The following is a 15,807-nucleotide window of genomic DNA, read 5'->3' on the forward strand; positions in this document are numbered from 1 at the left end:
TATACTTTCAGGTTCCTTTTTGATGTTTCGGGCGGCGTTCCTGACGCCCGATCGGCGGTCGAAATCATGCTCGTTCTCGGCATAGAAAGCTCCTGCGACGAAACCGGCCTTGCGCTCTACGACACGGAGCGCGGTCTGCTTGCTCACGCGCTGCATTCGCAGATCGCGATGCATCGCGAGTACGGCGGTGTGGTGCCGGAGCTGGCGTCGCGCGACCATATCCGGCGCGCGCTGCCGTTACTCGAAGAAGTGCTGGAGCGATCGGGCGCGGCGCGCGGCGACATCGACGCAATCGCGTACACGCAGGGTCCGGGGCTCGCGGGCGCGCTGCTGGTGGGCGCGAGCATTGCCAATTCGCTGGCGATGGCGTGGAACAAGCCGACCATCGGCATTCATCATCTGGAAGGGCATTTGCTGTCGCCTTTGCTCGTCGATGAGCCGCCGCCATTTCCGTTCGTCGCGCTGCTGGTGTCGGGCGGTCATACGCAGCTGATGCGCGTCACGGATGTCGGCGTCTACGAGACGCTCGGCGAAACACTCGACGATGCAGCCGGCGAAGCGTTCGACAAGACAGCCAAGCTGCTCGGGCTGGGTTATCCGGGCGGTCCGGAAGTCTCGCGCCTGGCGGAATTCGGCACGCCGGGCGCGGTCGTGCTGCCGCGTCCGATGCTGCATTCCGGCGACCTTGATTTCAGTTTCAGCGGGCTCAAGACGGCTGTGCTGACGCACGTGAAAAAGCTCGGCGGCAATGTGTGCGAGCAGGCCAAGGCGGATCTCGCGCGGGGCTTCGTCGATGCAGCCGTCGAGGTGTTGGCCGTCAAGTCTTTGGCTGCGCTCAAGAAGACGAAGCTCAAGCGGCTCGTGGTGGCGGGCGGCGTCGGCGCTAACCGGCAGTTGCGGGAGGCGTTGTCTTCGGCCGCGCAGAAGCGCGGGTTCGCTGTGCACTATCCGGATCTGTCACTGTGCACGGACAATGGGGCGATGATTGCGCTCGCGGGTGCGTTGCGAATGCAGCGGTGGCCCGCGCAGGCTACCGATGATTATGCTTTTACCGTAAAGCCGCGGTGGGATTTGGGGTCGCTGGGCGCTTGAGGGTTTGGCTTTGGCTGGTAGCCGGTTTTTTTGCGCCGGCAAACGCGAGACAAGACGCCGATGCCAGCGCAACGAAATCTCACCGCAAGCGCTTGTCGCTTTCAATCACGGCATAAGCACTGTGATTATGAATCGACTCGAAGTTCTCAGCTTCGAGCACATACGCGACGATCCGGTGATCGTCATTCAACCGTTGCGCGACGTCGCGCACCAAATCCTCGACGAACTTCGGATTCTCGTACGCGCGCTCGGTCACGAACTTCTCATCGGGGCGCTTGAGCAGTCCCCACAACTCGCACGAAGCCTCTTCCTCCGCGATGCGGATCAAATCTTCAACCGGCACGTCGTCGATCAACTCTGCATTGATCGTCACATGCGAGCGCTGGTTATGCGCGCCATACTGCGAGATCTTCTTCGAGCACGGGCACAGGCTCGTGACAGGCACGAGCACTTTCAGGAACAACCGCGTCGCGCCGTCGCGCGAATCGCCCATCAAGCTCACTTCGTAGTCCAGCAGGCTTTGCACACCCGACACAGGTGCCGTCTTGTTGACGAAATACGGGAAGGACACTTCGATACGGCCAGCCGGCGCTTCGAGCTTCTCCAGCATCGACGTGAGCAGCGCGCGGAACGCTGAGGAATCGAGCGGCGCCTTGTTCTCTTCGAGCAGCGCGACGAAACGCGACATATGCGTGCCTTTCACTTCGGCGGGCAGATGGACGTCGAGATTCCATGTGCCGACCGTCGGCTGCGCGCTGCCGTCCGGCGTGCGAACAGTCAACGGATGACGCACCGCCTTCACGCCGACCCGCTGAATCGGAATCTGGCGAGTGTCGACCGTGCTTTGCACGTCGGGCATCACGAAGGCGGGGTTCATCTGGTTCATGTTCTTGTCCTCAACTTGCAGCGCGAATCGACGCGCAAAATGACAACCGCCGGCTTGCGCCGGCGGAGCCCGGCGGGTACGCGACCCGCCGATTCATATCGGAGTAGATGCAACGAGCCGCTGTTCCGTTCCGGGTGGCTCGTTATGTTAAGCGACGCGTTTCACCGACTTGCCGCTTGCGTGCTCTACAAATCGCTCACGAATTGACTTCGCGATGCCCGCGGCGTCGAGACCGCATGACGCCAGCAGCTTTGCAGGATCTCCGTGATCGATGAAGCGATCGGGAAGGCCCAATTGTAGTACGGGTCGGATAACCCCACTCTCCATCATGGCTTCCACGCACGCCGAACCGGCGCCGCCCATCACGCAGCCCTCCTCGACGGTGACGACCGCGTCGTGTGTTTCGGCCAGTTCGCGTACCAGAGCGGCATCGATCGGCTTCACGAAGCGCATGTTCGCGACGGTTGCATCCAGTTGCTCCGCCGCGGCGAGCGACGGCGCGACCATCGTGCCGAACGCGAGAATCGCGATGCGCTTGCCCGCCGGCTGCGTCGACTGGCGGCGAACTTCGCCCTTGCCGAGCGGAAGTGCGGCCATCTGCTTGACGGTCGCCACGCCCGTGCCCGCGCCGCGCGGATAGCGCACTGCCGTCGGATTCGGCTGCTGCAGCGCGGTGTACAGCATCTGGCGGCATTCGTTTTCGTCCGACGCGGCCATGATTGTCATGTTCGGAATGCAGCGCATGAACGCGAGATCGTATGCGCCTGCATGCGTCGCACCGTCCGCGCCGACAAGGCCGGCACGATCGATTGCGAACACAACGGGCAGGTTCTGCAGCGCGACGTCGTGAATCAGCTGGTCATACCCGCGTTGCAGGAACGTCGAATAGATCGCGACGACAGGCTTCATGCCTTCCGTCGCAAGCCCGCCCGCGAACGTCACAGCGTGCTGCTCCGCGATGCCGACGTCGTAGTAGCGATCCGGGAAGCGCTTTTCGAACTCAACCATGCCCGAGCCTTCGCGCATCGCCGGCGTGATGCCGACCACGCGCGAGTCGAGCTCGGCCGCGTCGCACAGCCATTCGCCGAACACCTGCGTGTAGGTCTTCTTGGCGGGCGTCGTCGACGGCTTGATGCCTTCGGCCGGGTTGAACTTGCCCGGGCCGTGGTACAGCACCGGGTCGGCCTCGGCCAGCTTGTACCCCTGGCCCTTCTTCGTCACGACGTGCAGGAACTGCGGACCGCGCAGTTCCTTGATGTTCTGCAGCGTGGGGATCAGCGAATCGAGATCGTGACCGTCGATCGGCCCGATGTAGTTGAAGCCGAACTCTTCGAACAGCGTGGCCGGCACGATCATGCCCTTCGCGTGCTCTTCGAGCTTGCGGGCGAGGTCGAGCACGGGCGGCGCGTGGCGCAGCACGCGTTCGACGCCGGCGCGCGCGGCGGCATAGAAGCGGCCCGACATCAGACGCGCGAGATGGCGATTCAGCGCGCCCACAGGCGGCGAAATCGACATGTCGTTGTCGTTCAGGATGACCAGCAGCGGCACGTCGTCTTCGACGCCGGCGTTGTTCATCGCCTCGAAGGCCATGCCCGCCGTCATCGCGCCGTCGCCGATCACGGCGATCGCGAAGCGGTCGTCGCCGCGCAGCTTGCTGCCGATCGCCATGCCGAGCGCCGCCGAAATCGACGTGCTCGAGTGGGCGGTGCCAAACGTGTCGTACGGCGACTCGTCGCGTTTCGGAAAGCCCGAGATGCCGCCGAGCTGACGCAGCGTCGACATCTGGTCCCGGCGGCCCGTCAGAATCTTGTGAGGATAGGTCTGATGACCCACATCCCAGACGATGCGGTCGCGCGGCGTGTCAAACACATAGTGCAGCGCGATCGTCAGTTCGACCGTGCCGAGGTTGGACGACAGGTGGCCGCCCGTCTGCGAGACGCTGTCGAGCACGAAGGCACGCAACTCGTCCGCAAGCGGTTGCAACTGGCGGCGATCGAGGCGGCGCAGGTCCGCGGGGTCGTCAATGGTTTTCAGCAAGTCGTACATCGTCGTTCCATTGTAGGAAAACTTACGCGCCCGCACTTCATTCGCGCACACCCGAAAAGTTTTGTGCGGGCGGCGGGCTTTCGCGTTACAGCTACATCAACTGACCCGGTTCACCACGAGGTCAGCCAGTTCGGCGAGCCGCTGCGCGCGGGCGCCAAATGGTGCGAGAGCGTCGTGCGCGTCGCTGCGCAGTTGCGCGGCAAGGGTGCGCGAGGCGTCCAGACCGATGATCGACACATAGGTCGGCTTGCCGTCCTTCGCGTCCTTTCCTGCCGTTTTGCCGAGCGTCGCGGAATCGGTCGTGACATCGAGAATATCGTCGACCACCTGAAATGCGAGGCCCACGGCAGCAGAATAGGCGTCCAGCGCCTGCAGCGCCTTCGCATCCGGCCCGCCGTTGTCCACTTGGCCCGTCAGCGCGCCCATGCGTACGGCCGCGCGCAGCAGTGCGCCCGTCTTCAGGCGGTGCATCGTTTCGAGCTGCGGACGCGTCAGCGTATGGCCGACACTCGCCAGATCGATCGCCTGCCCACCCGCCATACCGATCGAACCGCTCGCGAGCGCCAGTTCGCGCACCAGCGCGGCCTGCTGCGCGGGCGAGAACACGTCCGATGTCAGCGCAACGAAAGCCTGCGACTGCAGCGCGTCACCGACCAGCAGCGCCGTCGCCTCGTCATATTTGACGTGTACCGTGGGCTTGCCGCGGCGCAGATCGTCGTCGTCCATGCAGGGCATGTCGTCGTGCACGAGCGAGTAGACGTGGATCATCTCCAGTGCCGCCGATGCCGCGTCGAGGCATTCGGCTTTCGCGCCCGCCAGTTCCCCTGCTGCATGACAGAGCAACGGGCGGACCCGCTTGCCGCCGCCCAGCACGGCGTAACGCATCGCTTCATGCAGCCTGGCAGGCTCGATCGATTCGGCCGGCAGGTATTGTTCAAGTGCGCGCTCTACCCGGTCCAGCACCGAGCGCATCCATTGTTCGAAGGTCATAGATCGTCTGCGCTGTCGCCAGCGGTTGTACCTGCTGTGTTCACGGGAAGCGGCTTGAGCGTCTCGCCGTCGAGGACGCGCACTTGCTGCTCCACTTTCTCGAGCTGTTGCTGGCAGAACGCCACGAGGACGGCGCCGCGCCGGTAAGCCGACAGCGACTCTTCCAGGTTGAGGCTGCCGCCCTCCATGCGCCCGACGAGCCCTTCCAGTTCCGCCAGCGCCGCCTCGTAGCTCTCGGGCAGCGGTGAGTTGTCGGAACCTTCCGCGCTGGTGGGGGACAAACCAGCCGTATCGGTCGAAGCCGTCTTCGCCATGAATCGTCGCAAAATTAAAACAAGTCGGACATTCTACGGCAAAAGCAACATTTCCGACCTGTAAGCGCACCAACGCCCGCTGGCGCGACGCTTGCGCAACACTCCCGACAATAGAAAAAAATCTAACGTTTGCGCGTCGAAATCGCGAACTTCGGCGACATTTTTAACCCAAATCAGGCACTTAGTCGCCCCAAGGAGGGGGAAACAGGTATAATCGCGGGCTCCCTAAATCGAATCTTCGATGGTTGGGTTGTTCACTGCTTTCACGTCTTCATCGGGAGTGGGAATGTCCAATCTGAGCAATGCATTGCAGCTGAAGGCTATTCACAGCCAGCTGCCAGTCACGGCTTACTTTGACCAGGCGCTTCACCAGCGCGAACTCGAAACCCTTTTCAAGAAAGGTCCTCGCTACGTCGGGCACGAACTCATGGTTCCCGAAGCGGGTAACTATTTCGCTTTGCCCAGTGAGAGCGAAGGCCGCGTGCTCGTTCGCAACCAGCAGTCGCAGATCGAACTGCTGTCGAACGTGTGCCGACACCGCCAGGCGATCATGCTGAACGGCCGCGGGCAGACGGAGAACATCGTCTGTCCCCTGCACCGCTGGACGTACGACCTGAACGGCCAGTTGCTCGGCGCGCCTCATTTCGCCGACAACCCGTGCCTGAACCTCGGCGCAACCCTGCTGCAAAGCTGGAACGGCCTGCTGTTCGAGTCGCAGGGACGCGACGTCGCGAAAGATCTCGCGCGCCTCGGCACGGCCAAGCATTTCGACTTCGCGGACTACATGTTCGATCACGTCGAAGTGCACGAGTGCAACTACAACTGGAAGACCTTCATCGAGGTCTACCTGGAGGACTATCACGTCGTGCCGTTCCACCCGGGCCTCGGCAGCTTCGTCAATTGTGACGATCTGAAGTGGGAGTTCGGCGACTGGTACAGCGTGCAAACGGTCGGCGTGCACAACGAACTCGCGCGTCCGGGCAGCCCGACGTATCGCAAGTGGCACGACGAAGTGCTGCGTTACCGCGAAGGCAAGATGCCCGAGTTCGGCGCAATCTGGATGGTGTACTACCCGGGCATCATGATCGAGTGGTATCCGCATGTGCTCGTCGTGTCGTGGCTGATTCCGCGCGGCCCGCAGCACACCACCAACATCGTCGAGTTCTATTACCCTGAAGAAATCGCGCTGTTCGAGCGTGATTTCGTCGAGGCGGAACGTGCCGCGTACATGGAAACGGCGCGCGAAGACGACGAGATCGCCGAGCGCATGGACGCAGGCCGCCGCGCGCTGCTGGAGCGTGGCGAATCGCAGGTCGGTCCGTACCAGAGCCCGATGGAAGACGGCATGCAGCACTTCCACGAGTTCCTGCGCCGCGAGCTCGGCACGATCTGACGCGCTCGTTGCGAACGGGCCGTCGCACGGCTATGAACGAGGAAAGACGGGCTTCGGCCCGTCTTTTTTGTTTAGACTAGAGATATCGTTCGGCGCTGCCGAAGTCAGTCTCTCAGGAGCCGTCATGCCACACACTCACTACACCACGCTGATCTCCGCAGGCAATCTCGCCGAACGTCTCGCCGCCGCGCCAGGCAGCGTGTTCATCGCCGATTGCCGATTCGACCTCGTCGACACCGCGGCGGGCGAACAAGCCTATGCGGCGGGCCATCTGCCGCAAGCACATTATCTTCACCTCGACCGCGACCTGTCCGGCGCGAAGACGGGCAGCAACGGGCGTCATCCGCTGCCGGACCGGCAGACGCTGGTCGACCGGCTCGCCGCACTTGGTCTCAAGCAAGGCCAGCAGGTCGTCGCGTACGACGCGCAAGGCGGCATGTACGCCGCGCGTCTGTGGTGGCTGCTCCGCTGGCTGGGTCACGATTCCGTGGCGCTGCTCGATGGCGGCTTGCAGGCTTGGGAAGCCGCCGGTCAGCCGCTGACGCAAGAGGCGCCGCCGAAGGCGACGGGTGACTTCAAGGCAGGTGCGCCCCTTGCCGTGACAGTCGATGCGCACGCTGTCGAGCGCAATATCGGCACCAAAGAGCGCGTGGTGATCGATGCGCGGGCGGCGGATCGCTATCGCGGCGAGAACGAGACGCTGGATCGCGTCGGCGGGCATATTCCCGGCGCGCGCAATCGCTTCTTCAAAGACAACCTGACCGCCGACGGCCGCTTCAAGTCCGCTCACAATCTGCGCGACGAGTTCAACGCCGTGATTCCGGCGGGCGTGTCGGCCGAGCACGTGGTTCTGCAATGCGGCTCGGGTGTCACGGCTTGCCACAATGCGCTCGCGATGGAAATCGCCGGCATGCACGGCGCGGCGTTGTATCCCGGATCCTGGAGCGAATGGAGTTCGGATCCGGCGCGGCCCATCGCTACCGGCCCCAATCCGTAACTTTCTTGTTGCTATGGCGTGGGCGTCACACGAAAGCCCACGCCGCAGAACCGCCACGCAGCATCAGACGCGCTGCATCATCTCCCGCGCCCAGACAACAGCGGCACGCGCCGGCGCGATACCCGACACCTTCACTCGCCCGGCGAGTTCGAATACGCGCGGTCCGATCTGCGCGACTTCGTCCAGCACCGCCTGCTTGTCGGCCGATCCGAGGTATTCGCGCGCGCAGCTGATGATCCCGCCCGCGTTCACGAGAAAGTCCGGCGCGTAGAAGATGCCGCGCCGATGCAGCGTATCGCCCTCTGCCAGCGACATCAGCTGATTGTTCGCTGCACCCGCTATCACCTTGAACTGGCAGTGCGCGACGGCATCCGTGATCGAGCCGCCGAGCGCGCATGGCGCGAACACGTCGGCATTCACGGAAGCAATGCGCGCGATATCCGCGACGCGCGCGCCGAACATCTGTTGCGCACGCTCCGTTTTGGCCGCGTCGATATCCGACACGATCAGTTCGGCGCCCGCGCGATGCAGTCTTTCGCACAGATCCCAGCCCACCGAACCCAAGCCTTGCACAGCGACGGAAATGCCGTCGAGCGTATCGCGGCCGAGCGCGACCTGCACCGCCGCCTTCAGGCCGACGAACACGCCATACGCAGTGCGCGGCGACGGGTTACCGCCGTACACGTCGTTCTCACGCGGAATGCCGCTCACGTATGCCGTTTCGCTCTGCACCGCGCGCATGTCGTCGGCGGTCGTGCCAACGTCTTCGGCCGTCAGATACATGCCGCCGAGCGACTCCACGAGGCGGCCGAACGCCTTGAACAGCGCCGCGCGATCCATCTGCTCCGGACGCTTGAGGATCACCGCCTTGCCGCCGCCGAACGGCAGGCCGGCGAGCGCGTTCTTGAACGCCATTCCTTGCGACAGGCGCAGCGCGTCGTGATACGCCTCGTAATCCGATGCGTACTGCCAGTAGCGGCAGCCGCCAAACGCTGGGCCGCGCACCGTGCTGTATACGGCGACCACGGCTTGCAGGCCCGAGTCCGCATCGCTGGCCACGACAATGCGTTCGTGCGCGGGTTCGCCATGAAGCCCGAAAAGCGTTCCAGCGAAATTCGTCGTCAGTCGGTCCATCAGTGTTCCTTCCTTGTGGGCAGGCGGTTGAGTCTGCGCAAAGCGATCGCTTCGCGCAGGCTGGCCGCATGTCATCCGGGTCGCGGACGCACACGGCTGAAGGTTCGGTGCCGACGCAAGACGCGCGACACTCCGTGGCAAAAGTGTATGCGGCCAGTTTCCGAAATTCGTGCTGTTTGTCTGCCCAGTTAGCTGACGTGGCAAAATAATCGACCAACAAACTTAAAATATGAAGACGGATCGTCTTCAACGGAGACAGCATGAAACTGGACGCCACCGATCAGCGAATCTTGCGTGAGTTGCGCAACGACGGACGCGTTTCGAACGCAAAGCTGGCCGAGCGCGTCGGCCTGTCGGCCACGCCATGCTGGAACCGGGTGCGCGCGCTCGAAGAAGCGGGAGTGATCGAAGGCTATGCGGCGCTTCTTAATCAGAAGGCGCTCGGCTTGCCGGATACGGTGATCATCGAGGTGAAGCTCGCGAAGCACGACGAACGGACGCTGGACCGCTTCGGCGAAGCACTCGCCGATCTGCCAGAAGTTGTCGAGGCGTTTCTCGTGTCGGGTGAATACGACTATCTGATCAAGGTGGCCGTTGCCGGTACGGAAGGCTACGAGTCGTTTCTGCGCCGCAAGCTGTATCGCCTGCCCGGCTTTCAGGACAGCCGCTCGATGTTCGCGCTGCGCTGTCTGAAGCGCTCGGTGTCCGTTGAACCCTGAGCGCGCATCGGAAAGAAGGACACGGCGCCCGTCACGCCACCAGGGCCTGCTCGTCGAAGGGCATCGGCATGCCGAAGTAAAAGCCTTGCATCGCCGTGCAGCCGAGTCCGCGCAGCACTTTCGCCTGCGCTTGCGTCTGTACGCCTTCCGCCACGCAGATCAATTCGAGCGATCGGCACAACTCCACGATGCTGCGCACGATGTCCTGCGCCGCCCCATCCGCGTCGATGCGATCGAGAAAGCCTCGGTCTATCTTGATCTTGTCGAGCGGCAGTCTGTGAATGCACGTGAGGCTCGAATAGCCGGTGCCGAAATCGTCGAGTGAAATATGCACGCCGAGCCGTTTGAAAGCGTGGAGCGAAGCGGACGCCTGCTCGAAATCCTGGATGACGGCCGTCTCCGTCACTTCGAACGTCAATCGCGAAGGCTCGATGCCGCTCTCGCGGATGACGTCCGTGATATTCGCCACCGCCTCAGCCGAACCGATGTCGCGCGCCGACAGATTAAAGGCGACGCGCACGGCGGGGTCGCTCTGGTGCATCGTCGCGAGCACCTTGCGCAACAACGCAACCGTCACGGCATGAATGAAATCGCTGCGTTCGGCCACCTTGATGAACAGCGACGGCGCAACGGAACCAAGCGTGGGACTGTTCCATCGCGCGAGCGCTTCGTATGACACGACCCGATCGCGGACCACATCGACGATCGGCTGGAAATGCAGCGTCATTTCGTGCTCCAGGTCCGCCTGCCGCAGCGCCTGTTCGACCTGTCCAAGCTCGCGGATCTGCTTCTCGTGCTCCGCCGAGAAAATCGTCGTGCCGCCGCGGCGGTGCTCCTTCGCGAAGTACAGCGCATAGTCCGCGCGCTCGAACAACTGCGCAGGCGAGACACCTGCATCCGGATAAATGGCGAAACCAAGGGATCCCGACAGCCGCGCGGTCGCGCCGGGCCATGCATACGGCGCACGCAGCGTCTCGCAGATCGCCGCGCCGATGTCGCGCAGGTCCTGCGGCTCGCGCACGTCCGTCACCAGCAGGCCGAACTCGTCGCCGCCCAGACGCGCGAGCCGGATGCGCGGCCCTGACCTGTCCAGCAGCCGCCGGCCGACTTCTTCGAGCACGCGGTCGCCCGCACCATGACCGTACAGATCGTTGACCTGCTTGAAGCCGTCGAGATCGATCACGCCGACGGCAAAGCGCGCGTGCTGCGCCTGCGCCGTTTGAAACAGCGCATCGAGGTCGGCAAGGAAACGCCGCCGGTTCGGCAGGCCCGTCAGGTTGTCGAGATTGGCAAGACGCGAGTTTTCGTCGCTTAGCCGTTGCAGTTCGGCCTGCTTCGCCTGCAATGCGTGCTTCGATGCGACGAGATTCGCAAAGTCGCGATAGTAGGTGAGCAAAACCAGGATCATCGCGACGGCGACGAGCAGCATGTTAATCGCAATCGCGACAAGCACCGCGTTATGCGTCAGCGAAAAGAACAGCGAGAACGGCACGATTACGATGGCCGTCAGCAGCAGCGCAGCCTTGCGCATGTGCATCAGGCAGAAGATGCAGCCGATCACCGTAATCGACATGTAAAAAGCAACGTGCGCGCGAGCGTATGGGTCGCCATACGGAAACAGCATCAGCCCCCAACCCGTGAAGGCGGCGCCTAGCAGCGCGATCAGCCGGACGGTCGTCTTCAGCCGCGCCGCGACCTCTTCGTCCGTCAGCGACGCGAGGCGCTGCCTGCGCCGCACCCAGACGACGAGCCGGATCGCGCATGCCGTGCACATGGCCGCGGGCAGCCAGATCGAGAGCCACGCTGGCGCGATGGCGGCGTGCGTCACGGCCACCGCGAGGCTGTTGATCACGAGGATCACATACAGCAGCGGCAATTGCCGCGAAAACGCGTCGAACTGCGAGCGCGAAAGCGCGGCCTGTTCGGCCGGATGGGTGCGAAACGATGCAGGGTCCTGCGGGCGAATCATGGCTCGGCAGCGGAAAGGGGTCGGCAAGTCCGGATGTACAGCCCGTCGATAGCCTGGCTGAGAATGGCGGTCACGTCACGCGCGTGCCTGCGCTTTTACGGCAGGTTCGCGGCGAACTTGATGATACGAGACGGATTCTCGCGCCGATCATTCGCGCGCGAACGAGCCGCGCGAGTGTCTCCGCGACGCGACAGACGCTTGCACGACAGGGCCCGTCATGCGTCGCTGGATGCACGACGGCACAGCATATTCATCAGACCAATGCACTATCTGCCGACGATCACGGCGGCGATCTCGACGAACAGGATCTTCACGATCGTCATCGACGGAAAGATCATCGCGTAGCCGACGTCGGGCCGATCGGTGGGCGCGATGCGGTTCGCGAATGCGAGGATCGCGGGGTTGCCCGTCGCGCCGCTGATCACGCCGACCGTAGCATCGAACGGCAAGCGGAAAATCCACAGGCAGCACGCGGCCGTGATGCACACGAGTGCGATCAGAATTGCCGCACCGTACAGCAGGAACGCGGCGCCCGTCAGCCCGATCGTCGCGAAGAACTTCGGGCCCGAAGACAGCCCGACTTGCGCGAGGAAAACCGTCAAGCCGAAGTTGCGCAACACCAGGTTCGCGGATAGCGGCATCGTCCAGACGAGGCTTCCCAGACGCCGCATCTTGCCTAGATAGAGCGCGACCAGCAGCAGCGCCGCCAGACCGAGCGAGAGCTTGCCGACGCCGGGTATGGGCAGCGGAATCAGACCGGCCAGCAAGCCAAGCGCGGCGCCGACACCGATCGAGATATAGCTGAGTTCGGCCGTGCCCTTGATCGAATCGCCGAACAGCCTGCGCACGGCGTCGCGTTGACCCGAGCCGATCAGCAGGCCGACACGGTCGCCGAACTCGAGTATCAGACCGGGGGTCGGCAGCATGTCGGCGTCGCCGCGACGCACATGCGCGATCGTGCACACCATGCCGTCGGGAAAGCGGATATCGCCCAGCGGACGACCGACCACCACACGGCTCGACGCGAACACGCGCAGATAGTCGAGATCTTCGCGAGACCGCATCATGCGTCCTGGTTGCAATTCGCCGAGCAGCTCGGCAGCCTTGCGCAATTCGTCGCGGTCCATTGCCGTCGCGAGCAGCACGTCGTCGGTCTGCATGACGAGATCGTCGTCGGGCAACTGGTTGTGATGCGCGCGGCGCACGGCCACGATGCCGAGGCTAGCGGGCAGACGCGCCTTCAGTTCGGGAAACGTGAGCCCGACAAACGCCTGGTTGCGCAGCGCGATCTCGGCGGTTTCGATGAGATGCGCGGGCGGCGTGTCGATCCTGCGCGCGAGCGCAACGCTCAGCAGATAGAGAAACAGGATCGGCCCGGCGACGCCGAACGGATACGCGACGCTATATCCGACAGCGGCACCCTCGCCTTTCAGCACCGCTAGCACCGCCTGAAGACTCGCCGTGCTCGTGCCTGCACCGGCAAAGAGGCCCAGCGCCTGATCGAGCTTCACGCCGAACAGCGGCCCGAGCGCAAGCGAAACGAAACCCGAGCCGAGTACGCCGAGCACGGCGGCGGCATTCGCCTTGAGTCCATCCGTGCTCGACAGGCCGGCAAAGAACTGCGCGCCGTATTGCACGCCGATGCCATAGAGAAACAACAGCAGCCCGAGCGTGCCGAGCAATGCGGGTGGCGCGGACCTGGGCGCAAAGCCGCCGATCGCGAGTCCGACGAACAGCACCGCACCCGATCCGAGCGCCACGCCTTTGATGCTGCATTCACCGATCACATAACCCACCGCCACGGTGAGAAACAATGTGAGCAACGGCTGCGATTCAAGCAACGTCCGGACTGCATCCATATTCGCTCCACCTCTTGCAAGCGATGCGCTTGCTGTTAGCTAACGAAAGAACACGATGCAAAATGGAATGAGCGCGAGCGTCTCGTCGCGCGATGGGCAGCGCAATCGCCCATGTATTGCCAGATCAATCATAGACGCTGTGCAGCGTCATGCCGCAACCGTCGATGCCGCGGCGAACGCGACTTTCACGGTCAGCCCGCGCGCTTCGCCTTCGCCCGTTGCCAGTGCGATTTCACCGCGATGCGCCTGCACGATTTCACGCGCGATGGCGAGGCCGAGACCAGTGCCTTCCGTATCGGCGGATGCCCGGTAGAACGGCTCGAACACGCGGCTGCGCGCTTCGGCAGGAATGCCGGGGCCGTCGTCGGTGACGTTCAGCGCAACAGTCACCGCGCCGCCGCGCACGGCGACTGTCACGTGCCCGCCTCGCTGAGTGTAGCGGATCGCGTTTTCCGCGAGGTTCGACACCAGCGCCGTCAACAGGCCTTCGTGTCCGATTACCCACGCGGACTCGTCCAGTTCCGCACCGAGATCGATGTCGCGATTCTGCGCAAACAGCGCGAGATCTTCGACGACGCTCTTCGCGATCGACGCGAGATCCACCGGTTGATTCGCGAGCTGCGTGTAGTCGGCGGCTTCCGCCTGCGCGAGCAGCAGCAGCTTGTTGGTGAGTCCGACCATCGAGCGGTTGCTGCGCTGCATGGCCGCGAGCGCCTCGCCAAGCGACGGTTCCAGCTCGCGATGCTGTCGCGCGTACTGCAATTGCGTATCGAGCAGTGTGAGCGGCGTGCGCAACTGATGCGCGGCGTCCGCGATGAAGCGCCGTTGCGCAGCGACCTGCACGCCGAGCCGCGCGATGCACTGATTGATCGCGTCGACGATGGGCCGTAGCTCCGTATGCAGGCGATCGACGCGCAACGGTTCGAGCTGCATCGGATCGCGGTCCATCACTTCGTCCTTCACTTTCAGCAGCGGACGCAATTCGAATGTGAGGCCGATGCATGCGAGCGCGACCGCGAGCAGCATCATTTCGAACTGGCGCACCAGTTGCGGACGCCACAATTCGCGCACCATCGCATCGCGCGACGCCTGGGTCTTGCCGACCGACACCAGCACGCGCCGCGTCGCGCCGTTGTCGTACATGCGCCGCACGTAGCCGATCGCGCGTATCGATGCGCCGTGCAGATCGGCGTCGTAATACGTGGGCGTATCATGCGTCGCGGAGGCCATTGCCGGTGCGATCGACGGAAAATCCGGCACGCCCGCGAGCAGCCTGTCGTCGTCGACGCTCACGTTGTAAAAGACCTGATCGCCGTACGGCGACGCGAAGATTTCGAGCGCGGCAGGCGGAATGTCGACGCGCAACGTGCCGTCCGCCCACTCGACCTCGCCCGCGATCATCCGTGCCGACGACAGCAGCGTATTGTCCTGCACGAGATCGGCGGTGCGGCGCGCGTTGTCGTACTCCGCCTTGCCCGTCACGAAGACGTAGATCGCGAGCGGCACCAGCAGCCACCAGAGCAGACGGATGCGCAGGCTGCCCGTCACGTGGCGCTCTTCTGCATCATTCGACGTCGTCCTTCTTGCGCAGCAGATAACCGAGGCCGCGCAACGTGACGATCGCGGCCGAACTGCCGTCGAGTTTCTTGCGCAACCGCGACACGTAAATTTCGAGCGCGTCTTCGCTAGGTTGATCGTCGTGCGTGAAGATCGAGTCCATCAGCGCCGCTTTCGATACCGTCTTGCCCATGCGCAAAATCAGCGTTTCAAGCACGCTGCGCTCGCGCGGTGTGACGTTCAGCGGCACGCCCTTCAGCGTGAACTGGCGCGTGTCGATGTCGAACGCGAGATCGCCGCACGAAACTTCATTTGCGGTCGATGCCGACTGCCGCCGGATCATCACCTTTACCCGTGCAATCAGTTCGCGAACCTCGAACGGCTTCACCAGATAATCGTCGGCGCCCGCGCCCAGCAATTCAACCTTTTCGTCGATCGAGCCGCTTGCGGTGAGGATCATCACGGGCGTCGCATCGCCGCGTTGACGCAAACGGCGCAGCACGTTCTTGCCCGACAGTCGCGGCAGATTCAGATCCAGCAGCACGACGTCGTAGCGGTTCATGCTAAGCAACTGGTCGGCGGCTTCGCCGTCCTGCACGGTATCGAGCGCGAACGCATCTTGCTCGAGCATGCGGGCGAGCCAGTGCGACAGCGTCGGATTGTCTTCGATCAACAGCAGCTTCATCGGTAACCGGTATGCATGAAAGGCCTGGGGCAGCATTGCCGCGCGATTGTAAGTCGGCACAATGCCGTTTTCTGCATCGGGTTAACACTCATGTTTTGCCGCTCACACAGAAAGCTTACAGAAGGTTTGACCTTCTTATAATCGCCGCACTCATTCAAAAATGGCG

Annotated in this window: 13 protein-coding genes; 4 read left to right on the forward strand and 9 right to left on the reverse strand. The window is 63.3% G+C overall.

What is annotated here, in order from left to right; genetic code table 11:
• The first annotated feature begins 66 nt into the window (after positions 1 to 66).
• A complete protein-coding gene (gene tsaD / locus BPHY_RS19890) occupies positions 67 to 1,092 on the forward strand; it encodes a tRNA (adenosine(37)-N6)-threonylcarbamoyltransferase complex transferase subunit TsaD (RefSeq protein WP_012403242.1) in 1,026 nt (341 codons plus the stop codon).
• A gap of 79 nt (positions 1,093 to 1,171) precedes the next feature.
• Here the strand turns inward: tsaD and folE2 are convergent, their stop codons facing one another.
• From folE2 to BPHY_RS19910, 4 genes are all read right to left on the reverse strand, one after another.
• A complete protein-coding gene (gene folE2 / locus BPHY_RS19895) occupies positions 1,172 to 1,978 on the reverse strand; it encodes a GTP cyclohydrolase FolE2 (RefSeq protein WP_012403243.1) in 807 nt (268 codons plus the stop codon).
• 147 nt (positions 1,979 to 2,125) lie between these two features.
• Positions 2,126 to 4,024 (reverse strand): 1-deoxy-D-xylulose-5-phosphate synthase, encoded by a 1,899-nt coding sequence (dxs, locus tag BPHY_RS19900; protein ID WP_012403244.1) that lies wholly within the window; start codon positions 4,022 to 4,024, stop codon positions 2,126 to 2,128.
• A 96-nt stretch (positions 4,025 to 4,120) separates the two neighbouring features.
• A complete protein-coding gene (locus BPHY_RS19905) occupies positions 4,121 to 5,014 on the reverse strand; it encodes a polyprenyl synthetase family protein (protein WP_041764424.1) in 894 nt (297 codons plus the stop codon).
• A complete protein-coding gene (locus BPHY_RS19910) occupies positions 5,011 to 5,328 on the reverse strand; it encodes an exodeoxyribonuclease VII small subunit (protein WP_012403246.1) in 318 nt (105 codons plus the stop codon). The genes BPHY_RS19905 and BPHY_RS19910 overlap by 4 nt, the downstream gene beginning before the upstream one ends.
• Positions 5,329 to 5,614: 286 nt before the next feature.
• Here BPHY_RS19910 and BPHY_RS19915 point away from each other — a divergent pair, with 286 nt between their 5' ends.
• A complete protein-coding gene (locus BPHY_RS19915; protein ID WP_012403247.1) occupies positions 5,615 to 6,721 on the forward strand; it encodes an aromatic ring-hydroxylating oxygenase subunit alpha in 1,107 nt (368 codons plus the stop codon).
• Between the two features lie 124 nt (positions 6,722 to 6,845).
• Entirely contained in the window at positions 6,846 to 7,718 is an 873-nt protein-coding gene (locus BPHY_RS19920) for a sulfurtransferase (protein ID WP_012403248.1), read from the forward strand.
• A gap of 63 nt (positions 7,719 to 7,781) precedes the next feature.
• Here the strand turns inward: BPHY_RS19920 and BPHY_RS19925 are convergent, their stop codons facing one another.
• The gene (locus BPHY_RS19925) at positions 7,782 to 8,852 is read right to left on the reverse strand and encodes a Leu/Phe/Val dehydrogenase (RefSeq protein ID WP_012403249.1); all 1,071 of its coding nucleotides are present in this window, start codon (positions 8,850 to 8,852) and stop codon (positions 7,782 to 7,784) included.
• Positions 8,853 to 9,112: 260 nt separating this feature from the next.
• On the opposite strand from BPHY_RS19925, the gene BPHY_RS19930 reads away from it, so the two are divergent.
• On the forward strand, positions 9,113 to 9,571 hold the full coding sequence (locus BPHY_RS19930; RefSeq protein WP_012403250.1) for an Lrp/AsnC family transcriptional regulator: 459 nt from the start codon (positions 9,113 to 9,115) through the stop codon (positions 9,569 to 9,571).
• A 31-nt stretch (positions 9,572 to 9,602) separates the two neighbouring features.
• Here the strand turns inward: BPHY_RS19930 and BPHY_RS19935 are convergent, their stop codons facing one another.
• From BPHY_RS19935 to BPHY_RS19950, 4 genes are all read right to left on the reverse strand, one after another.
• Positions 9,603 to 11,540, reverse strand: a complete 1,938-nt coding sequence (locus tag BPHY_RS19935; RefSeq protein WP_012403251.1) for a putative bifunctional diguanylate cyclase/phosphodiesterase — start codon at positions 11,538 to 11,540, stop codon at positions 9,603 to 9,605.
• Between the two features lie 266 nt (positions 11,541 to 11,806).
• Positions 11,807 to 13,399 (reverse strand): aspartate-alanine antiporter-like transporter, encoded by a 1,593-nt coding sequence (locus tag BPHY_RS19940; RefSeq protein WP_012403252.1) that lies wholly within the window; start codon positions 13,397 to 13,399, stop codon positions 11,807 to 11,809.
• Between the two features lie 147 nt (positions 13,400 to 13,546).
• Positions 13,547 to 14,947 carry a sensor histidine kinase gene (locus BPHY_RS19945; protein ID WP_012403253.1) on the reverse strand — a complete coding sequence of 467 codons (1,401 nt, stop codon included), beginning with the start codon at positions 14,945 to 14,947 and terminating at the stop codon, positions 13,547 to 13,549.
• Between the two features lie 16 nt (positions 14,948 to 14,963).
• Positions 14,964 to 15,641 (reverse strand): response regulator, encoded by a 678-nt coding sequence (locus BPHY_RS19950; protein ID WP_041764427.1) that lies wholly within the window; start codon positions 15,639 to 15,641, stop codon positions 14,964 to 14,966.
• Positions 15,642 to 15,807: the final 166 nt, after the last annotated feature.

Origin of the sequence: Paraburkholderia phymatum STM815, assembly GCF_000020045.1 — a bacterium.
Lineage (GTDB): Bacteria > Pseudomonadota > Gammaproteobacteria > Burkholderiales > Burkholderiaceae > Paraburkholderia > Paraburkholderia phymatum.

Coding starts and splice junctions, on each gene's coding strand:
- BPHY_RS19915 (WP_012403247.1), top strand. CDS start 5,615: ATGTCCAATCTGAGCAATGCATTGCAGCTGAAGGCTATTCACAGCCAG.
- BPHY_RS19940 (WP_012403252.1), bottom strand. CDS start 13,399: ATGGATGCAGTCCGGACGTTGCTTGAATCGCAGCCGTTGCTCACATTG.
- BPHY_RS19925 (WP_012403249.1), bottom strand. CDS start 8,852: ATGGACCGACTGACGACGAATTTCGCTGGAACGCTTTTCGGGCTTCAT.
- folE2 (WP_012403243.1), bottom strand. CDS start 1,978: ATGAACCAGATGAACCCCGCCTTCGTGATGCCCGACGTGCAAAGCACG.
- BPHY_RS19930 (WP_012403250.1), top strand. CDS start 9,113: ATGAAACTGGACGCCACCGATCAGCGAATCTTGCGTGAGTTGCGCAAC.
- dxs (WP_012403244.1), bottom strand. CDS start 4,024: ATGTACGACTTGCTGAAAACCATTGACGACCCCGCGGACCTGCGCCGC.
- BPHY_RS19905 (WP_041764424.1), bottom strand. CDS start 5,014: ATGACCTTCGAACAATGGATGCGCTCGGTGCTGGACCGGGTAGAGCGC.
- tsaD (WP_012403242.1), top strand. CDS start 67: ATGCTCGTTCTCGGCATAGAAAGCTCCTGCGACGAAACCGGCCTTGCG.
- BPHY_RS19910 (WP_012403246.1), bottom strand. CDS start 5,328: ATGGCGAAGACGGCTTCGACCGATACGGCTGGTTTGTCCCCCACCAGC.
- BPHY_RS19950 (WP_041764427.1), bottom strand. CDS start 15,641: ATGAAGCTGCTGTTGATCGAAGACAATCCGACGCTGTCGCACTGGCTC.
- BPHY_RS19935 (WP_012403251.1), bottom strand. CDS start 11,540: ATGATTCGCCCGCAGGACCCTGCATCGTTTCGCACCCATCCGGCCGAA.
- BPHY_RS19920 (WP_012403248.1), top strand. CDS start 6,846: ATGCCACACACTCACTACACCACGCTGATCTCCGCAGGCAATCTCGCC.